The following is a 26,248-nucleotide window of genomic DNA, read 5'->3' as shown; positions in this document are numbered from 1 at the left end:
ACGTACCCCGCTGTTCGCACTCTATCCGCCGGTTGGCGGTGGGACCTCAGCCGCCGTACGAGCGCAGCGCGTCGATGGCGCGGACGGTGACGTCCTCCACCGGGCCGGTCGCGTCGATGCCCACCAGCTTGCCCTGGGCGCCGTAGTAGTCGACCAGCGGCGCGGTCTTCTCGGCGTATTCCCGCAGCCGGGCGGCGATGGTCTCCGGCTTGTCGTCGTCCCGCTGGAACAGCTCCGCGCCGCAGCGGTCGCAGATGCCGTCCCGGCTGGTCGCGTCGAACTCGACGTGCCAGATCTTGCCGCAGCCCCGGCAGGTGCGCCGGCCGGACAGCCGCCGGATCACCTCGTCGTCGTCGACGACCAGCTCCAGGACCAGGTCCAGCGCGGTGCCGAGGTCGGCGAGGAGCTTGTCCAGCGCGGCGGCCTGCGGAGTGGTCCGCGGGAAGCCGTCGAGCAGGAAGCCCTCGCTCGCGTCCGGCTCGGCGAGCCGGTCGCGCACCATGTTGATGGTGACCTCGTCCGGGACCAGCTTGCCGGCGTCCATGTACCGCTTGGCCTCGACTCCCAGGGGCGTGCCCTGGGAGACGTTCGCCCGGAAGATGTCACCGGTCGAGATCTTCGGCACCGAGAGGTGCGCGGCGATGAACTCCGCCTGTGTGCCCTTGCCCGCGCCCGGCGGGCCAACCAGAACGAGTCGCATCTACCGCAGGAACCCTTCGTAGTTCCGCTGCATGAGTTGGCTTTCGATCTGCTTCACGGTCTCCAGACCGACGCCGACCATGATCAGCACAGCGGTGCCGCCGAACGGGAAGTTCTGGAACTGCTGGTTGTCCAGCCAGATGAAGAAGAAGTTCGGCAGGATCGCGACGATGCCCAGGTAGAGCGCGCCCGGCAGGGTGATCCGGCTGAGGATGAAGTCGAGGTACTCGGCGGTCGGCTTGCCGGGGCGGATGCCCGGCACGAAGCCGCCGTACTTCTTCATGTTGTCCGCGACCTCGGTCGGGTTGAACGTGATCGACACGTAGAAGTACGTGAAGAAGATGATCAGCAGGAAGTAGATCGCGATGTGCTCCGGCGCGCTCGCCTTCACGATGTGGTTCTGGATCCACGCCTGGACCTTGCCCGGGTCGTTCTGATCGAAGAACTGGAGCGCGAGCTGCGGCAGGTAGAGCAGCGACGAGGCGAAGATGACCGGGATGACGCCGGCCTGGTTCACCTTCAGCGGGATGTAGGTCGAGGTGCCGCCGTACATCCGCCGGCCGATCATGCGCTTGGCGTACTGCACCGGGATGCGGCGCTGCGCCTGCTCGATGAACGTGACAGCGGTGATGACCACCAGCACCAGGGCGATGACGAGGAGGAACATCCCCCAGCCCTTGGTGGTCTTGATCTTCCAGCCCTCGCTGGGGAGGCGGGCCGCGATCGAGGTGAAGATCAGCACGGACATGCCGTTGCCGACGCCCCGGTCGGTGATCAGCTCGCCGAGCCACATCACGACGCCGGTGCCGGCGGTCATGGTCATGACCAGGATGGTCAGCGTCAGCCAGTCCGGGATGCCGGTGCCCTGGGGCACGATCGGGAACTGGTCGCACTGGTTGTTGAACAGCTGCCCGGAGCGGGCGAGCGCCACGAACGCCGAGGCCTGGAGGACACCCAGGCCCAGCGTCAGGTAGCGGGTGTACTGCGTGATCTTGGCCTGCCCGGCCTGGCCCTCCTTGCGGAGCTGCTCCAGGCGCGGGATCACCACCGTCAGCAGCTGCAGGATGATCGACGCGGTGATGTAGGGCATGATGCCCAGCGCGAAGACCGAGAGCTGGAGCAGCGCGCCACCGGAGAAGAGATCCAGCAGGTTGAGCACACCGGTGCTGCCACCCTGGATCGTGTCGAGGCACTTCTGCACGTTGCCGTACGAGACGCCCGGGCTGGGCAGCGTGGCGCCCAGCCGGTAGACCGCGATGATGCCTACTGTGAACAGCAGCTTCTTGCGCAGGTCAGGCGTACGGAACGCACTGAGAAAGGCGGACAGCAACTTCTTCCTCCTGCGCGACGCGGGCCGCCGGTGAACGAGTCCCTGGCGGGGCGGGGTGTGGTGCCGGACGGAGTGTCCGGAATCCATGGCTGGGAACGGACTCTAACAGCCCGGTCCCGGTCCGGGCAGATGTGCCCGGCTACATAAACCGAATCCGATGTTACCCGGCGCACACGTCGCCGGTAGACCATGGCGCCCGCCCAGTCGCGAACAACTGAGCGGGCGCCATGAACATCGTCTTACAGCTCGGTGACCGAGCCACCGGCAGCGGTGATCTTCTCCTTGGCCGACGCGCTGAACGCGTGCGCCGAAACCTGGAGGGACACGCCGCCGAGGTCGCCGGTGCCGAGCACCTTGACCGGGTGACCCTTGCGGACCGCGCCGGCCTCGACCAGCTCGACCGGGCCGACCTGGCCACCGTTCGGGAACAGCTCGGCCAGCCGGTCCAGGTTGACCACCTGGAACACGACCTTGAACTTGTTCTTGAAGCCCTTCATCTTCGGCAGGCGCATGTGGATGGGCATCTGCCCACCCTCGAACGCCGGCGAGATGTTCTTGCGGGCCTTGGAACCCTTGGTACCGCGACCGGCGGTCTTGCCCTTCGAGCCCTCACCGCGACCCACGCGGGTCTTGTCGGTCTTGGCACCCGGAGCCGGACGCAGGTGGTGCACCTTGATCGTCATTACTCGACCTCCTCGACCTTCACGAGGTGGTTGACCGTGAAGATCATGCCGCGGATCTCCGGCCGGTCCTCCTTGACCACCACGTCGTTGATCCGCTTGAGACCGAGCGAACGCAGCGAGTCACGCTGGTTCTTCTTGGTCCCGATCTCGGACCGGACCTGGGTGACCTTCAGGCGTGCCATCAGGACGCCACCCCCGCCCGCGACGCCAGCATGGCGGCCGGCGCGACGTCCTCGACCGGCAGACCACGACGGGCCGCGACCTGCTCCGGGGACTCGAGCCCCTTCAGGGCCGCCACCGTGGCATGCACGATGTTGATCGGGTTGGACGAGCCGAGGCTCTTGGAGAGCACGTCGTGGATGCCCGCGCACTCCAGCACGGCACGCACCGGACCACCGGCGATGACACCCGTACCGGCGGAGGCCGGCTTGAGCAGCACCACACCGGCGGCGTCCTCGCCCGTGACCGGGTGCGGGATCGACTGACCGATCCGCGGCACCTTGAAGAAGTGCTTCTTGGCCTCCTCGACACCCTTGGCGATCGCCGCGGGCACCTCCTTGGCCTTTCCGTAGCCCACACCGACGGTGCCGTCGCCGTCGCCCACGATCACGAGGGCGGTGAAGCTGAAGCGACGACCACCCTTCACGACCTTGGCGACGCGGTTGATCGCGACGACCCGCTCGAGGTGCGGGGTCTTCTCGACGGGCGCGTTTCCGCGGCCGCCCTCACGGCGGTTGTCGCGGCGACCACCCTCGTTGCCACCGGACCCGCCGCCACGGCGCTGTTGACCTGGCATCAGCAGCCTTCCTTCTCTCTCGTGACGGGGTTTCTAGAACTCGAGCCCGGCTTCGCGGGCGGCGTCGGCAAGCGCGGCGACACGCCCCGCGTACCGGTTGCCACCGCGGTCGAAGACGACCTTCGAGACGCCGGCGGCCTTGGCACGCTCGGCGAGCAGGGCGCCGACCTTGCCGGCCAGGGCGCTCTTGTCGCCCTCGGCGCCGCGCAGCGAGGCGTCCATGGTCGAGGCCGACGCCAGGGTGTGACCCTTGGTGTCGTCCACGACCTGGGCCACCATGTGCCGCAGGGAGCGGGTGACGACGAGGCGGGGACGCTCGGCGGTTCCGCTGACGTTCTTGCGGACCCGGAAGTGCCGACGCGCACGCCCGACGGCACGCTTGGCGGCGACGCCGCGGCGGCGCTTGAGCAGCGTGGCGCTCACTTCTTACCTGCCTTTCCAGCCTTGCGGCGGATGACCTCGCCCTGGTACTTCACGCCCTTGCCCTTGTAGGGCTCCGGCGGACGGATCTTCCGGATGTTGGCGGCGACCTCACCGACCTGCTGCTTGTCGATGCCGGCCACGTGGAACAGCGTCGGCTTCTCGACCGTGAAGGTGATGCCGTCCGGCGCCGGCACGAGGACCGGGTGCGAGAACCCGAGCGCGAACTCCAGGTCCTTGCCCTTGGCGGTCACGCGGTAACCGGTACCGGCGATCTCCAGGCTCTTGCGGTAGCCCTCGGTCACACCGACGATCATGTTGGCCACCAGCGTACGGCTCAGGCCGTGCAGCTCCTTGGCCTTGCGCTCGTCGTTGGGCCGGTTGACGTGCAGCTCGCCGTCCTCGCCCCGCTCCGCCGTGATCGGCTCGGCCAGCACGTGGCTCAGTTCGCCCTTGGGGCCCTTGACCTTGACGGTCCGGCCGTCGATCGTGATGTCGACGCCGGCAGGCACCGGGATCGACTTACGTCCAATACGCGACATTTCTACCTGTCTCCCGTTACCAGACGAAGGCGAGGACTTCCCCGCCAACGCTCCGCTTGCGGGCCTGCCGGTCGGTGAGCAGCCCCTGGGACGTCGAAATGATCGCCACGCCCAGCCCGCCGAGCACCCGCGGGAGCCCGTCCGACTTGGCGTACACCCGGAGACCGGGCTTGGACACGCGCTTGATGCCGGCCAGGCTCCGCTCGCGGTTCTGGCCGTACTTCAGCTCGACGACCAGTCGCTTGCCGACGGCGCCCTCCTCGGGCTCCTCGACCGACCAGGTGGCGATGTAACCCTCGGCCTTGAGGACCTCGGCGATGTTCGCCTTGATCTTCGAGTACGGCATCGTCACCCGGTCGTGGTACGCCTGGTTGGCGTTACGCAGACGCGTGAGCATGTCTGCGATCGGGTCGGTCATCGTCATGAAAACTCGTCAACCTTTCTCGCCGGGGTTCCCCGGGCCAGGCCCGGGGCCTACGGCGAAGAGACAGTTCAGCTGACGCGCCGGAGCGCGCCGGGCTATTACCAGGAAGCCTTGGACACGCCGGGCAGCTCACCGCGGTGGGCCATCTCCCGGATGCACACCCGGCAGAGACCGAACTTGCGGTAGACCGCCTTCGGACGCCCGCACCGCTGGCAGCGGGTGTACGCGCGAACCGAGAACTTCGGCTTCGCGGCCGCCTTGAGGATCAGCGCCTTCTTGGCCATCTCAGTTCTCCTTGAACGGGAAGCCCAGGAGCTTGAGCAGCGCCCGGCCCTCGTCGTCGGTCGTGGCGGTCGTGACCACCGTGATGTCCATGCCCCGCTGGCGATCGATCTTGTCCTGGTCGATCTCGTGGAACACCGACTGCTCGGTCAGACCGAACGTGTAGTTGCCGTGCCCGTCGAGCTTGCGCCCGTCCAGGCCGCGGAAGTCACGGATACGCGGCAGCGCGATCGAGAGCAGCCGGTCCAGGAACTCCCACATCCGGTCGCCGCGGAGGGTGACCTTCGCGCCGATCGGCATGCCCTCGCGGAGCTTGAACTGCGCGATGGACTTGGTGGCCCGCCGAACCTGCGGCTTCTGGCCGGTGATGGTGGCCAGGTCGCGAACGGCCCCGTCGATCAGCTTGGCGTCGCGAGCGGCCTCGCCGACACCCATGTTGACGACGATCTTGACCAGCCGCGGCACCTGCATCGGGTTGGCGAACTCGAACTGCTTCTGCAGCTCGGCCACCACCTCGTTGCGGTACCGCTCCTTGAGGCGCGGCAGGGTCTTGGTTTCGGTAGCCGTGGTCATCAGAGGTCCTTACCGGTGCTACGCGCGATGCGGACCTTCTGGCCGTTGTCGTCGATCCGGTAGCCGACGCGGGTCGGCTTGCCGTCGGAGTCCAGGACCATCACGTTCGAGACGTGGATCGGGGCCTCCTGGGTGACGATGCCACCGGTCTTGGCGCCACGCTGGGTGGTGCTGATACGGGTGTGCTTCTTGACCCGGTTCACGCCCTCGACCAGGACCTTGTCCTGCCGCGGGTAGGCCGCGATGACCTTGCCCTTGGCACCCTTGTCCTTGCCGGCGATGACGACGACCGTGTCGCCCTTCTTGACCTTCACGGTCACAACACCTCCGGCGCGAGAGAGATGATCTTCATGAACCGCTTGTCCCGCAGCTCCCGGCCCACCGGGCCGAAGATGCGGGTACCGCGCGGGTCCCCACCGTCCTTGATGATGACGGCGGCGTTCTCGTCGAAGCGGATGTACGACCCGTCCGGCCGCCGCTTCTCCTTGGCGGTCCGAACGACGACGGCCTTGACGACGTCGCCCTTCTTCACACCGGCACCGGGGATCGCGTCCTTGACGGTCGCCACGATGACGTCGCCGATGCTCGCGTAGCGCCGACCGGAGCCGCCGAGCACCCGGATGCACAGGATCTCCCGGGCACCCGTGTTGTCGGCGACGCGCAGTCGCGACTCCTGCTGAATCACGTCTATCTCCTATGTCTGCCGGTTCTCCGGCCGCTCGGGGCGGCCGGAGCCTGGCGGAACCTGCGCCCGACCGAGACCCGGCCGAGCTCGAGCCTTCGCTACTTGGCCTTCTCGAGGATCTCCACGAGCCGCCAGCGCTTGGTGGCGGACAGCGGCCGGGTCTCCATGATCAGGACCCGGTCGCCGATGCCGGCCGAGTTCTGCTCGTCGTGCACCTTCAGCTTGCTCGTACGGCGCATGATCTTGCCGTAGAGCGCGTGCTTGACGCGGTCCTCGACCTCGACCACGACGGTCTTGTCCATCTTGTCGCTGACCACGAGGCCCTCGCGAACCTTGCGGCGGGACCGCGCGGGGGCGGTGGTGTTCTCACTCATGATGCAGTCACCTCAGTCGGCGCGGCCGAGAGACCCAGCTCACGCTCACGCATGATCGTGTAGATCCGGGCGATCTCCCGACGGATGACCTGCAGCCGCCGGTTGTTGTCCAGCTGCCCGGTTGCGGCCTGCACGCGGAGGTTGAACAGCTCCGCCTTAGCCTCGCGCAACTTCGTGACCAGCTCCTCCTCGGAGAGCTCACGCAGCTCGGAGGGCTTGACGCCCGCTGCCATCAGGATTCACCCACTTCGCGCGTAACAATGCGGCACTTCATCGGGAGCTTGTGGATCGCGCGACGCATCGCCTCTCGCGCGATCTGCTCGTTGGGGAAGGACATCTCGAAGAGAACCCGCCCCGGCTTCACGTTGGCGACCCACCACTCGGGCGAACCCTTACCGGAACCCATCCGGGTTTCGGCCGGCTTCTTGGTGAGGGCCTGGTCCGGGAAGATCGTGATCCAGACCTTGCCGCCACGCTTGATGTGGCGGGTCATCGCGATACGCGCCGACTCGATCTGGCGGTTGGTCACGTACGCCGGCTCGAGAGCCTGGATCCCGAACTCGCCGAACACCACCCGGTTACCACCCTTGGACGCGCCACTGCGGTCCGGGTGGTGCGGCTTGCGGAAGCCCTTCGGGGGCTTGCGCGGCATCAGCATCTGTCAGCCCTCCTGCTGCTGTTCTGCCGGCTGGGTCGCGGCTGCGGCGACAGCGCTGCTGTCGACGGGCTCACCGGCCGGCGTCTCCGCCTGCTGCGCGATGGTCGTCGCGGCAGCGCGGCCGGCCTCGGTGCCACCGGCGGTCGTACCGGACGAGCCCGAGCGGCCACGGCGCGGCCGGTCCGGCCGGTCGCCACGGTCACGGCGCGGGCCGCGCGACGGGGCGGCCTCGGCCGGGGCCTCGCGGCCCGGGACGGCGTCGCCCTTGTAGATCCAGACCTTCACGCCGATCCGGCCGAAGGTGGTACGGGCCTCGAAGAAGCCGTACTCGATGTTGGCCCGCAGCGTGTGCAGCGGAACCCGGCCCTCGCGGTAGAACTCGGTCCGGCTCATCTCGGCGCCGCCCAGACGGCCCGAGACCTGAACCCGGATGCCCTTGCAGGCGGGGTTCTTCATGGCGGACTGCATCGCCTTGCGCATGGCCCGACGGAAGCTGACCCGGCTGGACAGCTGCTCGGCGACGCCCTGGGCGACCAGCTGCGCGTCCGACTCGGGGTTCTTCACCTCGATGATGTTCAGCTGGACCTGCTTGCCGGTGAGCTTCTCCAGCTCGCCGCGGATCCGGTCGGCCTCCGCACCCTTACGGCCGATGACGATGCCCGGCCGGGCGGTGTGGATGTCGACGCGGACCCGGTCCCGGGTGCGCTCGATGTCGACCTTGGAGATGCCGGCGCGCTCGAGGCCCTTGGACATCATGCGGCGGATCTTGACGTCCTCGCCGATGTAGTCCTTGTAGAGCTTGTCCGCGAACCAGCGGGACTTCCAGTCGGTCGAGATGCCGAGCCGGAACCCGGTCGGGTGAACCTTCTGACCCATTACTCGGCACCCTCCGTCGTGCTCTGCTCCTCAGCGGCCGGCTTGGCCGGAGCGGCCTTCTTCGCCGACTTCTTCGGCGCGGCCGGCGCCACCGCCTCGACCGCCACGGTGATGTGGCACGTGCGCTTGCGGATCCGGTACGCCCGGCCCTGCGCCCGCGGCCGGAACCGCTTCATGGTCGGGCCCTCGTCGACGAACGCCTCGCTGACGAGCAGCGCGTCGGGGTCCAGCCGCTCGTTGTTCTCCGCGTTGGCGATCGCGCTCGCGAGCACCTTGTACACCTGCTCGCTCGCAGCCTGCGGCGCGAACTGCAGCACCGTGAGCGCCTCCTTCGCGGGCAGGCCGCGGACGAGGTTGACCACCCGGCGCGCCTTCATCGGCGAGATGCGCACGTGCCGCGCAACCGCCCGCGCGCCCGGAAGCACCGGAGCGTCGCCCTTTCCTGGCATCGCTGTAACCCCTTGTTCCTCTATCCGTATGCCCGCGGCGTCAGCGCCGGCGGCTCTTCCGGTCGTCCTTCTCGTGACCCTTGAACGTGCGGGTCAGCGCGAACTCGCCGAGCTTGTGCCCGACCATGGCCTCGGTCACGAAGACCGGGACGTGCTTACGTCCGTCGTGCACGGCGATCGTGTGACCCAGCATCTCCGGGATGATCGTCGAGCGGCGCGACCAGGTCTTGATGACGTTCTTCGAGCCCTTGTCGTTCTGCGTCTCCACCTTCTTGAGCAGGTGGTCGTCGACGAACGGGCCCTTCTTCAGGCTGCGAGGCATGTCTTATCTCCCTCAGCCGCGCTTACGCGTGGCGTAGCGGCGGCGGACGATCAGCCGGTCGCTCGGCTGGCCCTTACGACGGGTGCGGCCCTCGGGCTTACCCTGCGGGTTGACCGGGTGGCGACCACCGGAGGTCTTACCCTCACCACCACCGTGCGGGTGGTCGACCGGGTTCATCGCGACACCACGGACGGTCGGGCGCTTGCCCTTCCACCGCATACGGCCGGCCTTACCCCAGTTGATGTTCGACTGGTCGGCGTTGCCGATCTCGCCGATGCTGGCGCGGCAGCGCACGTCCACGCGCCGGATCTCACCGGACGGCATGCGGAGGGTCGCGTACGCGCCCTCACGGCCGAGCAGCTGGATGCCGACGCCGGCCGAGCGGGCCAGCTTGGCCCCGCCGCCCGGACGCAGCTCCACGTTGTGGATGGTGGTACCGACCGGGATGTTGCGCAGCGGCAGGTTGTTGCCCGGCTTGATGTCGGCGCCCGGACCGGACTCGACGCGGTCGCCCTGCTTCAGGTCCTTCGGCGCGATGATGTAGCGCTTCTCGCCGTCGGCGTAGTGCAGCAGCGCGATGCGCGCGGTGCGGTTCGGGTCGTACTCGATGTGGGCGACCTTTGCCGGCACGCCGTCCTTGTCGACCCGCTTGAAGTCGATCAGACGGTACTGGCGCTTGTGACCGCCACCGTGGTGCCGCGTGGTGATCCGGCCGTGGGCGTTGCGTCCGCCCTTCTTCGGCAGCGGAGCCAGCAGCGACTTCTCCGGCGTCGACCGGGTGATCTCGGCGAAGTCGGCAACGCTCGAGCCACGCCGGCCCGGCGTCGTCGGCTTGTACTTACGGATAGCCATTGTCTACACCCCTCAGCTGACCGGGCCGCCGAAGGCCTCGATACGGTCACCGTCAGCCAGCTTCACCATCGCGCGCTTGGTGTCCTTGCGCTTGCCGAACCCGGTACGGGTCCGCTTGCGCTTGCCCTCGCGGTTGAGCGTGTTGACCGTCAGGACGCGGACGTTGAAGATCTGCTGGATAGCGATCTTGATCTCGGTCTTGTTGGCGTCCGGGTGCACCAGGAAGGTGTACCAGTTACGGTTCAGCTCGCTGTAGCTCTTCTCCGAGACGACCGGCGCGACGATGACGTCACGCGGATCGGCGATCGTGCTCACTTGCCATCCTCCTCGGTGGTCTCGGCGGGAACGCCCAGGAACTCGTCCAGGGCCTCCTTGGTGAAGACCACGTCGTCGGCCACCAGCACGTCGTAGGTGTTGAGCTGGCCGGCCTCGATCAGGTGCACCCGGCTGTCCCGCGCGTTGCGCAGGTTCCGCAGCGACACCCAGTTCAGCTCGTCGGTGCTGCTCAGCACGACCAGGACCCGACGGGCCTGGGTCAGCTTGGTCAGCGTGGCGAGGGCCGCCTTGGTGGACGGCTTCTCGCCGGAGACGAACGCCTCGACGACGTGCACCTGGCCGGCGCGGGCCCGGTCCGAGAGGGCGCCACGCAGAGCGGCAGCCTTCATCTTCTTGGGGGTGCGCTGGCTGTAGTCGCGCGGCTGCGGGCCGTGGACCACGCCACCGCCGGCGAACTGCGGCGCGCGGGTCGAGCCCTGGCGGGCACGACCGGTGCCCTTCTGCTTGTACGGCTTCTTGCCTCCACCGGAGACCTCGCCGCGGGTCTTCGTCTTGTGCGTGCCCTGGCGGGCCGCCGCGAGCTGGGCCACCACGACCTGGTGCATCAGGGCGATGTTGGCCTGCGCGTCGAAGATGTCGGCCGGCAGCTCCACGGAGCCGCTCTTGGCGCCTTCGACGTTGATCACGTCAACGGTGGTCACTTGGCCGCACCGCCCTTCTTCACCTTCGCCTTGGCCGCGGTACGGACCAGGACCAGCGCGCCCTTCGGGCCGGGAATGGCGCCGCGGACGAGCAGGAGGTTGTTCTCGGTGTCGACCGCCTGGACGGTCAGGTTCTGGACGGTGTAGCGCACGCCACCCATCCGGCCCGCCATCCGGGTGCCCTTGAAGACGCGACCCGGGGTCGCGCAGGCGCCGATCGAGCCGGGCGAGCGGTGCTTGCGCTCGACACCGTGGCTGGCACGCAGACCGTGGAAGCCGTGCCGCTTCATCGGGCCGGCGTAGCCCTTGCCCTTGGTCTTGCCGGTCACGTCGATCACGGCGCCGGCCGGGAACTCCTCGACCGTGACCTCCTGGCCCGGCGCGTAGTCCGCGGCGTCGGAGGTGCGCAGCTCGACGATGTGCCGGCGCGGCGCGACGTCCGCCTTGGCGTAGTGCCCGGCGACCGGCTTCTTGACCTTGCGCGGGTCGATGACCCCGTACGCCAGCTGGACCGCGGAGTAGCCGTCCTTGTCGGCGCTACGAACCTGGCTCACGACGCACGGGCCGGCCTGAACCACGGTCACGGGCACAACCTTGTTGTTGTCCCAGACCTGGGTCATGCCGAGCTTGGCGCCCAGGATCCCCTTGACTTGCCTGTCCATTTGTCCGGTCCCTACAGCTTGATCTCGATGTCGACGCCAGCCGGCAGGTCGAGGCGCATGAGCGAGTCGACCGTCTTCGGGGTCGGGTCGATGATGTCGATCAGACGCTTGTGCGTACGCATCTCGAAGTGCTCGCGCGAGTCCTTGTACTTGTGCGGCGAGCGGATGACGCAGAAACGGTTGATCTCCGTGGGCAGCGGCACCGGGCCAGCGACCTGCGCCCCGGTACGCGTCACCGTCTCGACGATCTTCCGAGCCGAGGAGTCGACGACCTCGTGGTCATAGGCCTTGAGCCGGATGCGGATCTTCTGTCCCGCCATGGTGGCTTCTGTTCCTTCTCTCGATGCCGCTGTGTTGCGGGCGCCTGTGCCGGCTGGCACAGGCCCACTTCCGCCGACCCCCGCGGTCGGGCGTGTCGCGCCCGTGGGCCAGGCTCCGCCCCGGGACTCCGGAGCGATTCTCTGACCACGCGGTGGGTCATGGCGCCGATCGCGGGGAACCGCGACCTGGACGCCGCGCGAGGGTGGTTGACCGCCGATGGCGATCAACCACCCTACGCGAGACAGTCTGACTCCCGGAGGTCCAGCGTTAACCGGACGCAGGCGACCGACTGTCGTTACGCAACCTGACTAGTATGCCGCACGACCGGCGGCGACGCTAATCGGGGTTACCCAGCTCACTTGATGATCTTGGTGACGCGACCCGCGCCGACCGTACGACCACCCTCGCGGATCGCGAACTTCAGGTTCTCCTCCATGGCGATGGGCTGGATCAGCTTCACCGTCATCGAGGTGTTGTCGCCCGGCATGACCATCTCGGTGCCCTCGGGCAGCGTGACGACGCCGGTGACGTCCGTGGTCCGGAAGTAGAACTGCGGGCGGTAGTTCTGGAAGAACGGGGTGTGCCGGCCGCCCTCCTCCTTGGAGAGGATGTAGACCGTCGCCTCGAACTCCGTGTGCGGGGTCGTGGTGCCCGGCTTGATGACGACCATGCCGCGCTCGACGTCCTCGCGCTTGATGCCGCGCAGCAGCAGACCGACGTTCTCGCCCGCGCGGGCCTCGTCGAGCAGCTTGCGGAACATCTCGATGCCGGTGCAGGTGGTCTTCATCGACTTCTCGCGGATGCCGACGATCTCCACCTCCTCGTTCGGCTTGAGGATGCCGCGCTCGGCGCGACCGGTGACCACGGTGCCGCGACCGGTGATGGTGAAGACGTCCTCGATGGGCATGAGGAACGGCTTCTCGGTCTCGCGCTCCGGCTGCGGGATCGCGGTGTCCACGGCGTTCATCAGGTCCATGAGCTTCCCGGTCCACTCCGGGTCGCCCTCGAGGGCCTTCAGCGCCGAGACCCGGACGACCGGCAGGTCGTCACCCGGGTACTCCTGCGAGGAGAGCAGCTCGCGGACCTCGAGCTCGACGAGCTCCAGGAGCTCCTCGTCGTCGACCATGTCGCTCTTGTTGAGCGCCACGACGATGTACGGCACACCGACCTGACGGGCCAGCAGCACGTGCTCGCGGGTCTGCGGCATCGGGCCGTCGGTCGCCGCCACCACCAGGATCGCGCCGTCCATCTGCGCGGCACCGGTGATCATGTTCTTGATGTAGTCGGCGTGACCGGGGCAGTCGACGTGCGCGTAGTGACGCGCCTCGGTCTGGTACTCGACGTGCGCGATGGAGATCGTGATGCCGCGGGCCTTCTCCTCCGGCGCCTTGTCGATCTCGTCGAACGGCGTGTACGGGTTCAGGTCCGGGTACTGGTCGTGCAGGACCTTGGTGATGGCCGCCGTCAGCGTCGTCTTACCGTGGTCGATGTGACCAATGGTGCCGATGTTGACGTGCGGCTTAGTCCGCTCGAACTTCGCCTTCGCCACTGGTGTCCTCCTGTGGACTTTCTTGGTTCGTTCGCCCGGCGCGCCGTGCGGCGCTTAGGACTCTGTCGACAGCCTTTCCGGCCGGAAGGCCGGAGAGCTTTTGTGGGTTCTGCGGCGATGAAGCCTACAGGCCCGGTCTCACGCAATCCGATCGAGGTGGCCGCGGGCGGGAGAACCCTCCCGCGACCGCCCTCGCGTCATCGGATCAGCCGAGGGTGAGTGTCACTCACCCGTCGACTTGGCGATGATCTCCTTGGCCACCGAGGCCGGAACCTCGGCGTAGGAGTCGAACTGCATGCTGTAGCTAGCCCGGCCCTGGGTCTTCGACCGCAGGTCGCCGACGTAGCCGAACATCTCCGACAGCGGCACCAGGGCCCGGACGACGCGAGCGCCGCTGCGCTCCTCCATCGCCTGGATGATGCCACGCCGGGAGTTGAGGTCGCCGATGACGTCACCCATGTTCTCCTCCGGAGTGGTGACTTCAACGGCCATCATCGGCTCGAGGAGAGCGGGGTCGGCCTTGCGGGCCGCCTCCTTCATCGCCATCGAGCCGGCGATCTTGAACGCCATTTCCGACGAGTCGACCTCGTGGTACTGGCCGTCCACCAGGGTGAGCTTGACGCCCACCAGGGGGAAGCCGGCGAGGATGCCGTACTGCATGGCGTCCTGCGCACCCGCGTCCACCGAGGGGATGAACTCCCGGGGGATGCGGCCACCGGTCACGGCGTTGGCGAACTCGTAGGTCGGTGCGTCGTTACCGAGCGGCAGCGGCTCCACGCTGATGATCACGCGGGCGTACTGGCCGGAACCACCGGTCTGCTTCTTGTGGGTGTACTCGACCTTCTCCACCTTGCGGCGGATGGTCTCGCGGTACGCCACCTGCGGCTTACCGATGTTCGCCTCGACGTTGAACTCGCGGCGCATCCGGTCGACCAGGATGTCCAGGTGCAGCTCGCCCATGCCGGAGATGACCGTCTGACCGGTCTGGTCGTCCAGCTTGACGCGGAAGGTCGGGTCCTCCTCGGCCAGCCGCTGGATGGCGGTGCTGAGCTTCTCCTGGTCGGCCTTGGTCTTCGGCTCGATGGCCACCTCGATGACCGGCTCCGGGAAGGTCATCGACTCCAGGATGACCGGGTTCGCCGGGTCGCACAGGGTGTCACCGGTGGTGGTCTGCTTCAGACCCTGCACCGCGATGATGTCGCCGGCCTGGGCGGAGCTGCGCTCCTCCCGCTTGTTGGCGTGCATCTGGTAGATCTTGCCGATCCGCTCCTTGCGGTCCTTGGTGGAGTTGATCACCTGAGAACCGGACTCGAGCGTGCCGGAGTAGATCCGGACGTACGTCAGCTTGCCGAGGTGCTTGTCGGTCTGGATCTTGAAGGCCAGGCCGGAGAACGGCTCGGAGACCGAGGGCTTCCGCTGCAGCGGGGTCTCGCCGTCGGTGGCCGTACCCTCGATCGCCGGGATGTCCAGCGGCGAGGGCAGGTACGCGACGACCGCGTCCAGCATCGGCTGGATGCCCTTGTTCTTGAAGGCGGTACCGGTGAGGACCGGGTTGGCCTTGCCGGCGATGGTGGCCCGGCGGATGGCGGCCTTGATCTCGTCGGCCGAGATCTCCTCGCCCTCGAGGTACTTCTCCATCACCGAGTCGTCGACGTCGGCGAGGGTCTCCATCAGCTTCTCGCGCCACTCCGCGGCGGAGTCGGCGAGGTCGGCCGGGATCTCCTCGACCGCGTAGTCCTCACCCTTCTGGGTCTCGCCGCGCCAGGTGAGCGCGCGCATCTCGACCAGGTCGACCACGCCGATGAAGTCGGACTCGGCGCCGATCGGGATCTGGAGGACCAGCGGGGTGGCGTTGAGCCGGTCGATCATCATCTGCACGCAGCGGAAGAAGTCGGCGCCGGTCCGGTCGAGCTTGTTGACGAAGCACATCCGGGGGACGTTGTACTTGTCCGCCTGCCGCCAGACGTTCTCCGTCTGGGGCTCCACGCCGGCCACGCCGTCGTAGACCGCGACCGCACCGTCCAGCACGCGCAGCGACCGCTCCACCTCGACCGTGAAGTCGACGTGGCCGGGCGTGTCGATGATCTGGATCGTGTGGCCCTTCCACTCGCACTTGGTGGCGGCGGAAGTGATGGTGATACCGCGCTCCTGCTCCTGCTCCATCCAGTCCATGACGGCGGCGCCCTCGTGGACCTCACCGATCTTGTACGTGATGCCGGTGTAGAACAGGATTCGCTCGGTGGTAGTGGTCTTACCGGCATCGATGTGGGCCATGATGCCGATGTTGCGTACGTTGGCGAGCGCGTCTGCGGCGGCCACTTCAATCCCTACTTATCGTCGTCTCGACACAACTGGTGGCGGTTCCGGCGCCGGCGGGCGCCGGAACCTCAGGTGTTACCAGCGGTAGTGCGCGAAGGCCTTGTTCGACTCGGCCATCTTGTGCGTGTCCTCGCGCCGCTTGACGGCGGCACCGAGGCCGTTGCTCGCGTCCAGCAGCTCGTTCATCAGTCGCTCGACCATGGTCTTCTCGCGCCGGGCGCGGGAGTAGGTCACCAGCCAGCGCAGACCGAGGGTGGTCGCGCGGGACGGCCGGACCTCGACCGGAACCTGGTAGGTGGCGCCACCGACACGGCGGCTGCGCACCTCGAGGGTCGGCTTGACGTTGTCCATCGCGCGCTTGAGCGTGACGACGGGGTCGGTGCCGGACTTCTCGCGGCAGCCCTCCAGGGCGGCGTACACGATGCGCTCGGCGAGCTGACGCTTGCCGCGCAGCAGGATCTTGTTCACCAGCTGGGTGACCAGCGGCGAGTTGTACACCGGGTCAGCGACCAGCGGCTTCCGCGGAGCGGGTCCCTTACGCGGCATGTCAGCTCTTCTCCTTCTTCGCGCCGTAACGGCTGCGAGCCTGCTTGCGGTTGCGGACACCCTGGGTGTCCAGCGAGCCGCGCACGATCTTGTACCGCACGCCCGGCAGGTCCTTCACACGACCGCCGCGGACGAGCACGATCGAGTGCTCCTGCAGGTTGTGGCCGACGCCCGGGATGTAGGCGGTCACCTCGATCTGGCTGCTGAGCTTGACACGAGCGACCTTGCGCAGCGCCGAGTTCGGCTTCTTCGGGGTGGTGGTGTACACGCGGGTGCACACGCCGCGCCGCTGGGGAGACCCCTTGAGCGCCGGGGTCTTGGTCTTGGTCGTCTTGGCCTGACGGCCCTTTCGGACCAACTGCTGAATGGTGGGCACCGGGTTTCTCCGCTCCCTTCGGCCGCTGCGAGGCGACCGCGCCGTCTGCTCCAGCCGTCCCGGATGGGCGGCTCTCTTACATTCCAACCAGGGCCGCCTGACGGCACCCCAGCACCCGCGGTCGGGCGTGTCGCCCGAGTCACGGTCCCGGTGCCGGCCGCTGACGCGTCGTACCGGATGTTCTGGTCTTGGTGGTGCGACCGCGCGATCACCGGCTTACCGGTTCCAGCGCACGCACGCATTGCCCGGGCGGGCCCGGGCACAAGGGGAAAGAGTACCTACCACAGCCGCGCCGGTCAAAACGGATGGGTCGGGGAGGGACCGCTCCGCGGTCCGCCGCCCGGTCTCCGGGTCGCCGATGCGCCAACGATGGGCACCTACAGTGACAAGTGTACCGGCTCGTCCGCCGTGCGACCCGGCGGCCCCGAGACCGCCCGGCGTTCGGGCACCCGGACAAACACCCCAAGCCAGGTCACCGGCCACAGACGTCGCAGCGGTGCCGTCACGTGATCTGCACCACGAGGGCCAGGGCGAGCCCGATCAGGCCGAACAGCAGGCCGGCCGCGCCGCAGGAGATGCCCGCCACGGCCAGGCGGGCACCGGTGAACCGGACCGCCGGTGGCGGCGCCTGCCGCCGGATCTGCCGCCGGGCCAGCAGCCCGGCCACCACCGCGCCGATGCCGATCAGCGCGCCGAGCACCGTGAACGCGCCCGCCGCCCAGGCGCCGCCGTAGTTCCGGGCGGCCAGACCGACGCACACCACCAGCAGCGACACCCCGATCGCGGCGATGCCGGCGACGAGCGACCCGATGGCCAGACCCGAGGTGACCGGCGGCACGTCGAGGTGGACCACGCCGAACGGCGTACCCGGCACCGCGTCGACCCGCCTCGGCGGCCGCGGCGCCTCGGCCGGCGGCGGCGGGAGCCCCGGCCCGCCGTGCGGACCCCAGCCGCCGTGGCCGGGCGCGCTCCCCGGTGCCGGCCATCCGCCGCCGTGGGCGGGCGGATTCCCCGGGTACGCCCCGTACGCCGGGTGATGCACCGGCACGGACGCGGGACCCGGCGGGTACGGCCCGGGGCGGGGCGGTTCGCCTCCCGGCGCGGCCGGTTCCGTCACGGGGTCCTCCTGTCCACACGCGCCCGCCGCGTGGCGGACACCGGCCAGGCTACCGTCGCCGATCACCCCGGGGTGTGCGGGCGCGGGCCCGCTCCCCCACCGGGTCAGTCGAAGTTCGGCGCGAAGTCGTGGCCGAACGAGGCGTCCGCGTGCCGTACCACGCCGATCACCACCGCCGCGACCAGCGCGGTCGCCGTCAGCACCAGTCCGGTCCGCGCCAGCTGCTCGCCGCGGCGCAGCCAGTCCGCGCCGGTGAGATATCCACCCGACGCGTACGCCTCGCGGCGGGCCTGCCGGGCCAGCACGAGCGCGATCGTGGCCGGCACCGCCCCGCCGAGGAACAGACCGGTGAGCGCGCCGATCAGGCCGAGCGCGAAGACGGCACGGGCCTTGGTGGAGCGGACCGGCTCCGGGTCGTGCGGATGGCGGTACGCCTGCGGCACGACGGGCGCCTGCCCGGGCACGGTCGTCATGCCTCCATCATGCCCCGGATCCGCTCCCCCGGTCCCGGCACTCCGGACGCGACGAGGCCCCCGGCGGATGCCGGGGGCCTCGTCGTTCCCTACTGCTTAGCGGTACGACCCGAAGTCGAAGTCGTCCAGCGGAACCGCCTGGCCGCTGGCCGGCCCGAAGCCGTAGTCGGTCTCCGGGTAGCCGGTCATCGAGTAGACCTTGGCCTTCGCCTCCTCGGTCGGCTCGACCCGGACGTTGCGGTACTTGCTGATGCCCGTACCGGCCGGGATGAGCTTACCGATGATCACGTTCTCCTTGAGGCCGATCAGCGAGTCGCTGCGGGCGTGGATCGCCGCGTCCGTCAGCACCCGGGTGGTCTCCTGGAAGGAGGCCGCCGACAGCCAGGAGTCAGTGGCCAGCGAGGCCTTGGTGATACCCATCAGCACCGGGCGACCGGCGGCGGGCTCGCCACCCTCGCCGACGAGCCGGCGGTTCTCCGACTCGAACAGCGCCCGGTCGACCAGCACACCCGGCAGGAACTCGGTCGAGCCGGAGTCGATCACCGTCACCCGCTTGAGCATCTGGCGGATGATGATCTCGATGTGCTTGTCGTGGATGAGCACACCCTGCGAGCGGTAGACCTCCTGGACCTCCTGGGTCAGGTGGACCTGGACCGCGCGCGGGCCGAGGATGCGCAGCAGCTCGTGCGGGTCGATGGTGCCCTCGGTGAGCTTCTCGCCGACCTCGACGTGGTCGCCGTCGTGCGCCCGGAGCCGGACCCGCTTCGAGATCTTGTCGTAGACGATCTCGTCGCTGCCGTCGTCCGGGATGACCACGATCTTGCGGGACCGCTCGCCGTCCTCGATCCGGATGCGACCCGGGGTGTCGGCGATGGGCGCCTTACCCTTCGGCACCCGGGCCTCGAAGATCTCCTGGACACGGGGCAGACCCTGGGTGATGTCCTCACCCGCGACACCACCGGTGTGGAAGGTACGCATCGTCAGCTGCGTACCCGGCTCACCGATCGACTGGGCGGCGATGATGCCGACCGCCTCGCCGACGTCCACGGTCTTGCCGGTCGGCAGCGAGCGGCCGTAGCACGCACCGCAGACGCCCAGCTTCGACTCGCAGGTGAGCACGCTGCGCACCCGCACCGTCTCGGTCCCGGCGGCGACGATCGCGTCGACCAGGATGGAGTTGACGTCCTGGCCGCGGTGGGCCACCACGGTGCCGTCCGGGCCCTTGATGTCGTCGGCGAGCGTCCGGGCGTGCACGCTGGTCTCGGCGTGCTCGTGCACGACCAGCTTGCCGTCGATCCGCTCACCGATCTGCATCGGGATGGCACGGTCGGTGCCGCAGTCCTCCTCGCGGATGATGACGTCCTGCGAGACGTCCACCAGACGCCGGGTCAGGTAACCCGAGTCGGCGGTACGCAGGGCGGTGTCCGCGAGACCCTTGCGGGCACCGTGCGTGGAGATGAAGTACTCCAGCACGGACAGACCCTCCCGGTACGAGGCCTTGATCGGCCGCGGGATGATCTCGCCCTTCGGGTTGGCCACCAGACCACGGATCGCCGCGATCTGCCGGAGCTGGAGCAGGTTACCGCGGGCACCCGAGTTGATCATCTTCCACAGCGGGTTCTCCTGCGGCAGCGCGGTGTCCATCTCCTTGGCGACCTCGTTGGTCGCCTTGGTCCAGATCTCGATGAGCTCGCCGCGACGCTCCTCGGCGGTCATCAGACCACGCTGGTACTGCTTGTCGATCCGGTCGGCTTCCTTCTCGTACCGCTCCAGGATCTCCCGCTTGCGCGGCGGAGCGATGACGTCCTCCATGCCGATGGTGACGCCGGACCAGGTGGCCCAGTGGAAGCCGGCCTCCTTGAGCCCGTCCAGGGTGGCCGCCAGGGCCACCTTCGGGAACCGCTCGGCGAGGTCGTTGACGATCGCGGAGAGCTGGCCCTTGCGGATCTCGTAGTTCACGAAGCGGTAGCCCGGGGGCAGCGTCTCGTTGAACAGGACCCGGCCCAGCGTGGTCTCCACCGTCACCGGCTCGCCCTCGGTCCAGCCCTCGGCGGGGGTCCAGGGCTCGGCGCCGGCGCCGTTGTCCACACCGACCACGTCACGCAGCCGGATCCGGACCGGAGCCTGCAGGTGCAGCTCGCCGTTGTCGTACGCCATCCGCGCCTCGGCGTCCGAGCTGAACACCCGGCCCTCGCCCTTGCCGCCCGGAGTGAGGTGGGTCAGGTGGTAGAGACCGATGACCATGTCCTGGGTGGGCATGGTGACCGGCTTGCCGTCGGCCGGCTTGAGGATGTTGTTCGACGACAGCATCAGGATCCGCGCCTCGGCCTGGGCCTCGGCGGACAGCGGCACGTGGACCGCCATCTGGTCACCGTCGAAGTCGGCGTTGAACGCGGTGCAGACCAGCGGGTGGATCTGGATGGCCTTGCCCTCGACCAGCTGCGGCTCGAAGGCCTGGATGCCCAGACGGTGCAGGGTCGGCGCGCGGTTCAGCAGAACCGGGTGCTCGCCGATTACCTCTTCCAGCACGTCCCACACGACCGGCCGCTGCCGCTCGACCATCCGCTTGGCGGACTTGATGTTCTGCGCGTGGTTGAGGTCGACCAGCCGCTTCATCACGAACGGCTTGAACAGCTCCAGCGCCATCTGCTTGGGCAGGCCGCACTGGTGCAGCTTGAGCTTCGGGCCGACCACGATGACCGAACGGCCGGAGTAGTCGACGCGCTTGCCCAGCAGGTTCTGGCGGAACCGGCCCTGCTTGCCCTTGAGCATGTCGGACAGCGACTTCAGCGGCCGGTTACCCGGGCCGGTGACCGGACGACCGCGACGGCCGTTGTCGAACAGCGCGTCGACGGCCTCCTGGAGCATCCGCTTCTCGTTGTTGACGATGATCTCGGGCGCGCCGAGGTCGATCAGCCGCTTGAGGCGGTTGTTCCGGTTGATCACACGCCGGTACAGGTCGTTCAGGTCGGAGGTCGCGAAGCGGCCACCGTCGAGCTGCACCATCGGGCGCAGGTCCGGCGGGATGACCGGGACGCAGTCCAGCACCATGCCGAGCGGCGAGTTGCGGGTGTTCTGGAACGCCGCGACGACCTTCAGCCGCTTGAGCGCCCGGATCTTCCGCTGGCCCTTGCCGGAGCGGATGGTCTCGCGGAGGTTCTCGGCCTCGGCCTCCAGGTCCATGTTCTGGACCAGGGCCTTGATCGCCTCGGCGCCCATGCTGCCGGTGAAGTACTCACCGAAGCGGTCGCGCAGCTCGCGGTAGAGCAGCTCGTCGGTGACCAGCTGCTTCGGCTCCAGCTTGCGGAAGGTGTCGAGGACCTCGTCGAGGCGGTCGATCTCGCGCTGGGCCCGGTCGCGGATCTGGCGCATCTCGCGCTCTCCGCCCTCCTTGACCTTGCGCCGGACGTCCGCCTTCGCGCCCTCGGCCTCCAGCTCGGCCAGGTCGGCCTCCAGCTTGGCGGCCCGCTTCTCGATCTCCGAGTCGCGGCTGTTCTCGGCCTGCCGCTTCTCGGCCAGGATCTCGTTCTCGATGGTCGAGAGGTCGCGGTGACGCGCTTCGGCGTCCACGCTCGTCACGACGTACGAGGCGAAGTAGATGATCTTCTCGAGGTCCTTCGGGGCGAGGTCCAGCAGGTAGCCCAGCCGGCTCGGCACGCCCTTGAAGTACCAGATGTGGGTCACCGGAGCGGCCAGCTCGATGTGACCCATCCGCTCCCGGCGAACCTTGGAGCGGGTCACCTCGACGCCGCAGCGCTCGCAGATGATGCCCTTGAAGCGGACCCGCTTGTACTTACCGCAGTAGCACTCCCAGTCCCGCTGCGGACCGAAGATCTTCTCGCAGAAGAGCCCGTCCTTCTCCGGCTTGAGGGTGCGGTAGTTGATGGTCTCGGGCTTCTTGACCTCGCCGTGGGACCACTGACGGATGTCGTCAGCGGTGGCGAGGCCGATGCGCAGCTCGTCGAAGAAGTTGACGTCGAGCACTATGTCCCCTATGTCGTCGTCTGTACTGCTAGCTAACGAGTGGGATCCGGGGCAGGGTGACCCTGCCCCGGATCACCACCTCAGACCTCTTCGACCGAGCTCGGCTCGCGCCGGGACAGGTCGATGCCCAGCTCCTCCGCCGCCCGGAACACCTCGTCGTCGGTCTCGCGCATCTCCAGGGCCACACCGTCGCTGGAGAGCACCTCGACGTTGAGGCACAGCGACTGCAGCTCCTTGAGCAGCACCTTGAACGACTCCGGGATGCCCGGCTCGGGGATGTTCTCGCCCTTGACGATCGCCTCGTAGACCTTGACCCGGCCCAGGACGTCGTCGGACTTGATGGTCAGCAGCTCCTGCAGGGCGTAGGCGGCGCCGTACGCCTGCATGGCCCAGCACTCCATCTCACCGAAGCGCTGGCCACCGAACTGCGCCTTACCACCCAGCGGCTGCTGCGTGATCATCGAGTACGGGCCGGTCGACCGGGCGTGGATCTTGTCGTCGACCAGGTGGTTGAGCTTCAGGATGTAGACGTAGCCGACCGCGATCGGGTCCGGCAGCGGCTCGCCGGAGCGACCGTCGAACAGCTGCGCCTTACCCGTGCGACCGATCAGCTGCTTGCCGTCCCGGTTGGGCAGGGTCGACGCGAGCAGACCGGAGATCTCCTCCTCGCGGGCACCGTCGAAGACCGGAGTGGCCACGTTGGTGTCCGGCTCGGACTCGTGCGCCTCGATCGAACGGAGCTGACGCTTCCACTCCTCGTCGTCGCCGTCCACGCTCCAGCCGGTCTTGGCCACCCACCCGAGGTGGGTCTCCAGGACCTGGCCGATGTTCATCCGGGACGGCACACCGAGCGGGTTCAGCACGATGTCGACCGGGGTGCCGTCCTCCAGGAACGGCATGTCCTCGATCGGCAGGATCTTGGAGATGACGCCCTTGTTGCCGTGGCGGCCCGCGAGCTTGTCACCGTCCTGGATCTTGCGCTTCTGGGCCACGTAGACCCGCACCAGCTCGTTGACGCCCGGGGGCAGCTCGTCGCCGTCCTCGCGGGAGAAGGTACGCACACCGATGACCGTGCCGGTCTCGCCGTGCGGCACCTTCAGCGAGGTGTCACGAACCTCGCGCGCCTTCTCACCGAAGATCGCGCGGAGCAGCCGCTCCTCGGGGGTCAGCTCGGTCTCGCCCTTCGGCGTGACCTTGCCGACCAGGATGTCGCCGGGGACGACCTCGGCGCCGATCCGGATGATGCCGCGCTCGTCGAGGTCGGCGAGCATCTCCTCGCTGACGTTCGGGATGTCGCGGGTGATCTCCTCCGGGCCCAGCTTGGTGTCCCGGGCGTCGACCTCGTGCTCCTCGATGTGGATCGAGGTGAGCACGTCCTGCTGCACGAGGCGCTGCGACAGGATGATCGCGTCCTCGTAGTTGTGGCCCTCCCAGCACATGAACGCCACGAGCAGGTTGCGCCCGAGCGCCATCTCGCCCTCGTCGGTGCACGGACCGTCGGCGATGACCTGGCCGGCCTCGACACGGTCGCCCTCGAAGACGACCGGCTTCTGGTTGACGCAGGAGCCGGCGTTGGAGCGGCGGAACTTGTGCAGCAGGTACGTACGGCGGTGGCCGTCGTCCTGGTGAACGGTGATGTAGTCCGCGCACAGGTCCTCGACCACACCGCCGACCTCGGCGACGACCACGTCACCGGCGTCCACCGCGGCGCGGTACTCCATGCCCGTACCGACCAGCGGGGCCTCGGCCTTGACCAGCGGCACCGCCTGACGCTGCATGTTCGCGCCCATGAGCGCGCGGTTCGCGTCGTCGTGCTCGAGGAACGGGATCATCGCGGTGGCGACCGAGGTCATCTGCCGCGGCGACACGTCCATGTAGTCCACGGCGCCCGGCGGGACGTCCTCGGTCTCGCCGCCCTTACGGCGGACCAGGACGCGGTCCTCGGCGAAGGTGCCGTCCGACTTCAGCGGGGCGTTGGCCTGCGCCTTGACGAACCGGTCCTCCTCGTCCGCGGTCAGGTAGTCGATCTGGTCGGTGACCCGGCCGTCGATGACCTTCCGGTACGGCGTCTCGATGAAGCCGAACGGGTTGACCCGGGCGAACGTGGACAGCGCGCCGATCAGGCCGATGTTCGGGCCTTCCGGCGTCTCGATCGGGCACATCCGGCCGTAGTGGGACGGGTGCACGTCCCGGACCTCGAAGCCGGCCCGCTCACGGGACAGACCACCCGGGCCGAGCGCGCTCAGCCGGCGCCGGTGGGTCAGACCCGCCAGCGGGTTGGTCTGGTCCATGAACTGGGACAGCTGCGACGTACCGAAGAACTCCTTGATCGCCGCCACCACCGGGCGGATGTTGATCAGGGTCTGCGGCGTGATCGCCTCGACGTCCTGGGTGGTCATCCGCTCGCGGACGACCCGCTCCATCCGGGAGAGACCCACCCGGACCTGGTTCTGGATCAGCTCGCCCACGGTACGCAGGCGACGGTTGCCGAAGTGGTCGATGTCGTCGGCCTCGTAGCCCTCCTCACCGGCGTGCAGCCGGCAGAGGTACTCCACGGTGGCGACGATGTCGTCCTCGGTGAGCGTGCCGGTGGTGATCGGCACGTCCAGCTCGAGCTTCTTGTTGAACTTGTAGCGCCCGACCTTGGCGACGTCGTACCGCTTCGGGTTGAAGAAGAGGTTGTCGAGCAGGGTCTGGGCGTTCTCACGGGTCGGCGGCTCGCCAGGGCGGAGCTTCCGGTAGATGTCGAGCAGGGCCTCGTCCTGGCCGGCGATGTGGTCCTTCTCGAGCGTGGTCATCATGAGCTCGGACCAGCCGAACTTCTCACGGATGCGCTCGGCGGACCACCCGATGGCCTTGAGCAGGACGGTGACGGCCTGGCGGCGCTTGCGGTCGATGCGAACGCCGACCGTGTCGCGCTTGTCGATGTCGAACTCCAGCCAGGCACCCCGGCTCGGGATGACCTTGACGCTGGAGAGGTCGCGGTCGGAGGTCTTGTCCGGCTGCTTGTCGAAGTACACGCCCGGCGAGCGGACGAGCTGGCTGACCACGACGCGCTCGGTGCCGTTGATGATGAAGGTGCCCTTCGGCGTCATCATCGGGAAGTCACCCATGAACACCGTCTGGCTCTTGATCTCGCCAGTGGTGTTGTTGGTGAACTCCGCGGTCACGAACAGCGGCGCGCAGTAGGTCAGGTCCTTCTCCTTGCACTCCTCGATCGAGGCCTTGACCTCGTCGAAGCGCGGAGCCGAGAAGGAGAGCGACATGGTGCCGGAGAAGTCCTCAATGGGACTGATCTCGTCGAGGATCTCCGCGAGACCCGAGCGTGCGTGCGGGTCGTCCGCCGACCGGCCCTGCCAAGCCTCGTTGCCGACGAGCCAGTCGAAGGACTCGTTCTGGATGGCGAGGAGGTTGGGGACCTCGAGGTGTTCGGTGATCCGACCGAAAGAAACTCGGCGGGGCGCGAATGCGCTCGACGTACGACTGGTCTTCGCAGGGCGGGAAGCTGCCAAGATGCGTCCTTCCGAGGACCGGTGCTGCAGAACGGCTGGTACGCGTGCACTCCAATGACCCCACCAGAAATATCCACAATCGGACATTTCCGAGCAGGGGTCAAGTCGGAAGGCAGCGCAAACTAGCAGTGTAGCCGAGAGGCTAACCGCTGTCCAGCCCACCCCGCAGGTCGTCGCGGAACAAGCCCTGGGACCTCGGAAACCGGGTCGACCGGGCCGCTCGGAACGCGACGCTCCTGCCGGTCCGCTCGGGAGCCGCGGCGTGGTGCTGCCGTTGCCCTTACCCGAGAGGCGGCCGTTGCAAGCGCGGAAGGTCTTGCTGATGTTCAGCGTGCCTGGCAGGCCGGTGCCGCGTCAAGGCCCGGTTACCGCTCGGGGTGTCTTTCCCACCGACGGGCTACCGACAGACGTCGCTGACCGGCCGATGAGAGGCCGCTGTACGCCCTG

The 26,248-nt window shown here is 68.2% G+C and carries 31 protein-coding genes; all 31 read right to left on the bottom strand.

Annotation, left to right across the window (positions count from 1 at the left end):
* Positions 1–46 precede the first annotated feature (46 nt).
* On the bottom strand, positions 47–700 hold the full coding sequence (locus tag O7607_RS15990) for an adenylate kinase (RefSeq protein ID WP_269704004.1): 654 nt from the start codon (positions 698–700) through the stop codon (positions 47–49).
* Complete coding sequence (gene secY / locus O7607_RS15985; RefSeq protein ID WP_073828939.1) at positions 701–2,029, bottom strand: preprotein translocase subunit SecY; 1,329 nt, start codon at positions 2,027–2,029, stop codon at positions 701–703.
* Positions 2,030–2,268: 239 nt separating this feature from the next.
* Positions 2,269–2,712 carry a 50S ribosomal protein L15 gene (rplO, locus tag O7607_RS15980; protein WP_018784561.1) on the bottom strand — a complete coding sequence of 148 codons (444 nt, stop codon included), beginning with the start codon at positions 2,710–2,712 and terminating at the stop codon, positions 2,269–2,271.
* Entirely contained in the window at positions 2,712–2,894 is a 183-nt protein-coding gene (gene rpmD / locus O7607_RS15975; protein ID WP_013473693.1) for a 50S ribosomal protein L30, read from the bottom strand. The genes rplO and rpmD overlap by 1 nt, the downstream gene beginning before the upstream one ends.
* Positions 2,894–3,508 carry a 30S ribosomal protein S5 gene (gene rpsE / locus O7607_RS15970; RefSeq protein ID WP_013288621.1) on the bottom strand — a complete coding sequence of 205 codons (615 nt, stop codon included), beginning with the start codon at positions 3,506–3,508 and terminating at the stop codon, positions 2,894–2,896. Before rpsE ends, rpmD begins: the two co-directional genes overlap by 1 nt.
* A gap of 33 nt (positions 3,509–3,541) precedes the next feature.
* The gene (gene rplR, locus O7607_RS15965) at positions 3,542–3,931 is read right to left on the bottom strand and encodes a 50S ribosomal protein L18 (protein WP_030501605.1); all 390 of its coding nucleotides are present in this window, start codon (positions 3,929–3,931) and stop codon (positions 3,542–3,544) included.
* Positions 3,928–4,470 carry a 50S ribosomal protein L6 gene (rplF, locus tag O7607_RS15960; RefSeq protein ID WP_018784558.1) on the bottom strand — a complete coding sequence of 181 codons (543 nt, stop codon included), beginning with the start codon at positions 4,468–4,470 and terminating at the stop codon, positions 3,928–3,930. The genes rplR and rplF overlap by 4 nt, the downstream gene beginning before the upstream one ends.
* Before the next feature lie 16 nt (positions 4,471–4,486).
* On the bottom strand, positions 4,487–4,894 hold the full coding sequence (gene rpsH, locus O7607_RS15955) for a 30S ribosomal protein S8 (protein WP_013288624.1): 408 nt from the start codon (positions 4,892–4,894) through the stop codon (positions 4,487–4,489).
* A gap of 98 nt (positions 4,895–4,992) precedes the next feature.
* The gene (locus O7607_RS15950; protein ID WP_007073023.1) at positions 4,993–5,178 is read right to left on the bottom strand and encodes a type Z 30S ribosomal protein S14; all 186 of its coding nucleotides are present in this window, start codon (positions 5,176–5,178) and stop codon (positions 4,993–4,995) included.
* A 1-nt stretch (position 5,179) separates the two neighbouring features.
* Positions 5,180–5,749, bottom strand: a complete 570-nt coding sequence (gene rplE / locus O7607_RS15945; protein ID WP_018784556.1) for a 50S ribosomal protein L5 — start codon at positions 5,747–5,749, stop codon at positions 5,180–5,182.
* On the bottom strand, positions 5,749–6,069 hold the full coding sequence (gene rplX / locus O7607_RS15940; RefSeq protein ID WP_013288626.1) for a 50S ribosomal protein L24: 321 nt from the start codon (positions 6,067–6,069) through the stop codon (positions 5,749–5,751). Before rplX ends, rplE begins: the two co-directional genes overlap by 1 nt.
* Positions 6,066–6,434, bottom strand: coding sequence for a 50S ribosomal protein L14 (gene rplN, locus O7607_RS15935; protein ID WP_007073026.1), 369 nt, complete (start codon positions 6,432–6,434; stop codon positions 6,066–6,068). Before rplN ends, rplX begins: the two co-directional genes overlap by 4 nt.
* A 98-nt stretch (positions 6,435–6,532) precedes the next feature.
* Positions 6,533–6,808 (bottom strand): 30S ribosomal protein S17, encoded by a 276-nt coding sequence (rpsQ, locus tag O7607_RS15930; protein WP_013288627.1) that lies wholly within the window; start codon positions 6,806–6,808, stop codon positions 6,533–6,535.
* Positions 6,805–7,041 (bottom strand): 50S ribosomal protein L29, encoded by a 237-nt coding sequence (gene rpmC / locus O7607_RS15925; protein WP_013288628.1) that lies wholly within the window; start codon positions 7,039–7,041, stop codon positions 6,805–6,807. The genes rpsQ and rpmC overlap by 4 nt, the downstream gene beginning before the upstream one ends.
* Complete coding sequence (gene rplP, locus O7607_RS15920) at positions 7,041–7,466, bottom strand: 50S ribosomal protein L16 (RefSeq protein WP_007465292.1); 426 nt, start codon at positions 7,464–7,466, stop codon at positions 7,041–7,043. Before rplP ends, rpmC begins: the two co-directional genes overlap by 1 nt.
* Positions 7,467–7,469: 3 nt before the next feature.
* A complete protein-coding gene (rpsC, locus tag O7607_RS15915; RefSeq protein WP_194801424.1) occupies positions 7,470–8,342 on the bottom strand; it encodes a 30S ribosomal protein S3 in 873 nt (290 codons plus the stop codon).
* Positions 8,342–8,791 carry a 50S ribosomal protein L22 gene (gene rplV / locus O7607_RS15910; protein ID WP_018784552.1) on the bottom strand — a complete coding sequence of 150 codons (450 nt, stop codon included), beginning with the start codon at positions 8,789–8,791 and terminating at the stop codon, positions 8,342–8,344. Before rplV ends, rpsC begins: the two co-directional genes overlap by 1 nt.
* Before the next feature lie 40 nt (positions 8,792–8,831).
* Positions 8,832–9,113, bottom strand: a complete 282-nt coding sequence (rpsS, locus tag O7607_RS15905) for a 30S ribosomal protein S19 (protein WP_007073032.1) — start codon at positions 9,111–9,113, stop codon at positions 8,832–8,834.
* A 12-nt stretch (positions 9,114–9,125) separates the two neighbouring features.
* A complete protein-coding gene (rplB, locus tag O7607_RS15900; protein ID WP_013288631.1) occupies positions 9,126–9,965 on the bottom strand; it encodes a 50S ribosomal protein L2 in 840 nt (279 codons plus the stop codon).
* Positions 9,966–9,977: 12 nt separating this feature from the next.
* The gene (rplW, locus tag O7607_RS15895; protein ID WP_013288632.1) at positions 9,978–10,280 is read right to left on the bottom strand and encodes a 50S ribosomal protein L23; all 303 of its coding nucleotides are present in this window, start codon (positions 10,278–10,280) and stop codon (positions 9,978–9,980) included.
* Complete coding sequence (gene rplD / locus O7607_RS15890) at positions 10,277–10,942, bottom strand: 50S ribosomal protein L4 (protein ID WP_174536579.1); 666 nt, start codon at positions 10,940–10,942, stop codon at positions 10,277–10,279. Before rplD ends, rplW begins: the two co-directional genes overlap by 4 nt.
* A complete protein-coding gene (gene rplC / locus O7607_RS15885; RefSeq protein WP_073828947.1) occupies positions 10,939–11,604 on the bottom strand; it encodes a 50S ribosomal protein L3 in 666 nt (221 codons plus the stop codon). The genes rplD and rplC overlap by 4 nt, the downstream gene beginning before the upstream one ends.
* A gap of 11 nt (positions 11,605–11,615) precedes the next feature.
* On the bottom strand, positions 11,616–11,924 hold the full coding sequence (gene rpsJ, locus O7607_RS15880) for a 30S ribosomal protein S10 (protein WP_007073037.1): 309 nt from the start codon (positions 11,922–11,924) through the stop codon (positions 11,616–11,618).
* 356 nt (positions 11,925–12,280) lie between these two features.
* A complete protein-coding gene (gene tuf / locus O7607_RS15875; RefSeq protein ID WP_269704003.1) occupies positions 12,281–13,474 on the bottom strand; it encodes an elongation factor Tu in 1,194 nt (397 codons plus the stop codon).
* Between the two features lie 222 nt (positions 13,475–13,696).
* Positions 13,697–15,793, bottom strand: a complete 2,097-nt coding sequence (gene fusA / locus O7607_RS15870; protein ID WP_269704002.1) for an elongation factor G — start codon at positions 15,791–15,793, stop codon at positions 13,697–13,699.
* A gap of 75 nt (positions 15,794–15,868) precedes the next feature.
* Positions 15,869–16,339: a 30S ribosomal protein S7 gene (gene rpsG / locus O7607_RS15865; RefSeq protein WP_013288637.1), complete on the bottom strand. Its 471-nt coding sequence runs from the start codon at positions 16,337–16,339 to the stop codon at positions 15,869–15,871.
* A gap of 1 nt (position 16,340) precedes the next feature.
* Positions 16,341–16,715, bottom strand: a complete 375-nt coding sequence (gene rpsL / locus O7607_RS15860) for a 30S ribosomal protein S12 (protein WP_007465318.1) — start codon at positions 16,713–16,715, stop codon at positions 16,341–16,343.
* Positions 16,716–17,217: 502 nt separating this feature from the next.
* Positions 17,218–17,589 (bottom strand): hypothetical protein, encoded by a 372-nt coding sequence (locus tag O7607_RS15855; RefSeq protein ID WP_269706991.1) that lies wholly within the window; start codon positions 17,587–17,589, stop codon positions 17,218–17,220.
* Positions 17,590–17,936: 347 nt separating this feature from the next.
* Positions 17,937–18,305, bottom strand: a complete 369-nt coding sequence (locus O7607_RS15850; protein ID WP_269704001.1) for a hypothetical protein — start codon at positions 18,303–18,305, stop codon at positions 17,937–17,939.
* 96 nt (positions 18,306–18,401) lie between these two features.
* Complete coding sequence (locus O7607_RS15845; protein ID WP_269704000.1) at positions 18,402–22,289, bottom strand: DNA-directed RNA polymerase subunit beta'; 3,888 nt, start codon at positions 22,287–22,289, stop codon at positions 18,402–18,404.
* Positions 22,290–22,369: 80 nt separating this feature from the next.
* Entirely contained in the window at positions 22,370–25,801 is a 3,432-nt protein-coding gene (rpoB, locus tag O7607_RS15840; protein ID WP_073828954.1) for a DNA-directed RNA polymerase subunit beta, read from the bottom strand.
* Between the last annotated feature and the right edge of the window lie 447 nt (positions 25,802–26,248).

It is taken from the genome of Micromonospora sp. WMMA1949, from assembly GCF_027460145.1.
GTDB lineage: Bacteria > Actinomycetota > Actinomycetes > Mycobacteriales > Micromonosporaceae > Micromonospora.
This window is presented reverse-complemented; position numbering and strand designations above follow the sequence as displayed.

Excerpts from the sequence above, each read along its gene's own strand:
- O7607_RS15990 (WP_269704004.1), bottom strand. The coding sequence starts at position 700 with ATGCGACTCGTTCTGGTTGGCCCGCCGGGCGCGGGCAAGGGCACACAG.
- rpsG (WP_013288637.1), bottom strand. The coding sequence starts at position 16,339 with ATGCCGCGTAAGGGACCCGCTCCGCGGAAGCCGCTGGTCGCTGACCCG.
- rpmC (WP_013288628.1), bottom strand. The coding sequence starts at position 7,041 with ATGGCAGCGGGCGTCAAGCCCTCCGAGCTGCGTGAGCTCTCCGAGGAG.
- rplV (WP_018784552.1), bottom strand. The coding sequence starts at position 8,791 with ATGCCAGGAAAGGGCGACGCTCCGGTGCTTCCGGGCGCGCGGGCGGTT.
- rplB (WP_013288631.1), bottom strand. The coding sequence starts at position 9,965 with ATGGCTATCCGTAAGTACAAGCCGACGACGCCGGGCCGGCGTGGCTCG.
- rpsJ (WP_007073037.1), bottom strand. The coding sequence starts at position 11,924 with ATGGCGGGACAGAAGATCCGCATCCGGCTCAAGGCCTATGACCACGAG.
- O7607_RS15950 (WP_007073023.1), bottom strand. The coding sequence starts at position 5,178 with ATGGCCAAGAAGGCGCTGATCCTCAAGGCGGCCGCGAAGCCGAAGTTC.
- rpsS (WP_007073032.1), bottom strand. The coding sequence starts at position 9,113 with ATGCCTCGCAGCCTGAAGAAGGGCCCGTTCGTCGACGACCACCTGCTC.
- rpsH (WP_013288624.1), bottom strand. The coding sequence starts at position 4,894 with ATGACGATGACCGACCCGATCGCAGACATGCTCACGCGTCTGCGTAAC.
- rpsC (WP_194801424.1), bottom strand. The coding sequence starts at position 8,342 with ATGGGTCAGAAGGTTCACCCGACCGGGTTCCGGCTCGGCATCTCGACC.
- rplP (WP_007465292.1), bottom strand. The coding sequence starts at position 7,466 with ATGCTGATGCCGCGCAAGCCCCCGAAGGGCTTCCGCAAGCCGCACCAC.
- rplF (WP_018784558.1), bottom strand. The coding sequence starts at position 4,470 with ATGTCGCGTATTGGACGTAAGTCGATCCCGGTGCCTGCCGGCGTCGAC.
- rpsQ (WP_013288627.1), bottom strand. The coding sequence starts at position 6,808 with ATGAGTGAGAACACCACCGCCCCCGCGCGGTCCCGCCGCAAGGTTCGC.
- rpsE (WP_013288621.1), bottom strand. The coding sequence starts at position 3,508 with ATGCCAGGTCAACAGCGCCGTGGCGGCGGGTCCGGTGGCAACGAGGGT.
- O7607_RS15850 (WP_269704001.1), bottom strand. The coding sequence starts at position 18,305 with ATGACGACCGTGCCCGGGCAGGCGCCCGTCGTGCCGCAGGCGTACCGC.
- rplO (WP_018784561.1), bottom strand. The coding sequence starts at position 2,712 with ATGACGATCAAGGTGCACCACCTGCGTCCGGCTCCGGGTGCCAAGACC.
- rplC (WP_073828947.1), bottom strand. The coding sequence starts at position 11,604 with ATGGACAGGCAAGTCAAGGGGATCCTGGGCGCCAAGCTCGGCATGACC.
- rplE (WP_018784556.1), bottom strand. The coding sequence starts at position 5,749 with ATGACCACGGCTACCGAAACCAAGACCCTGCCGCGCCTCAAGGAGCGG.
- rpmD (WP_013473693.1), bottom strand. The coding sequence starts at position 2,894 with ATGGCACGCCTGAAGGTCACCCAGGTCCGGTCCGAGATCGGGACCAAG.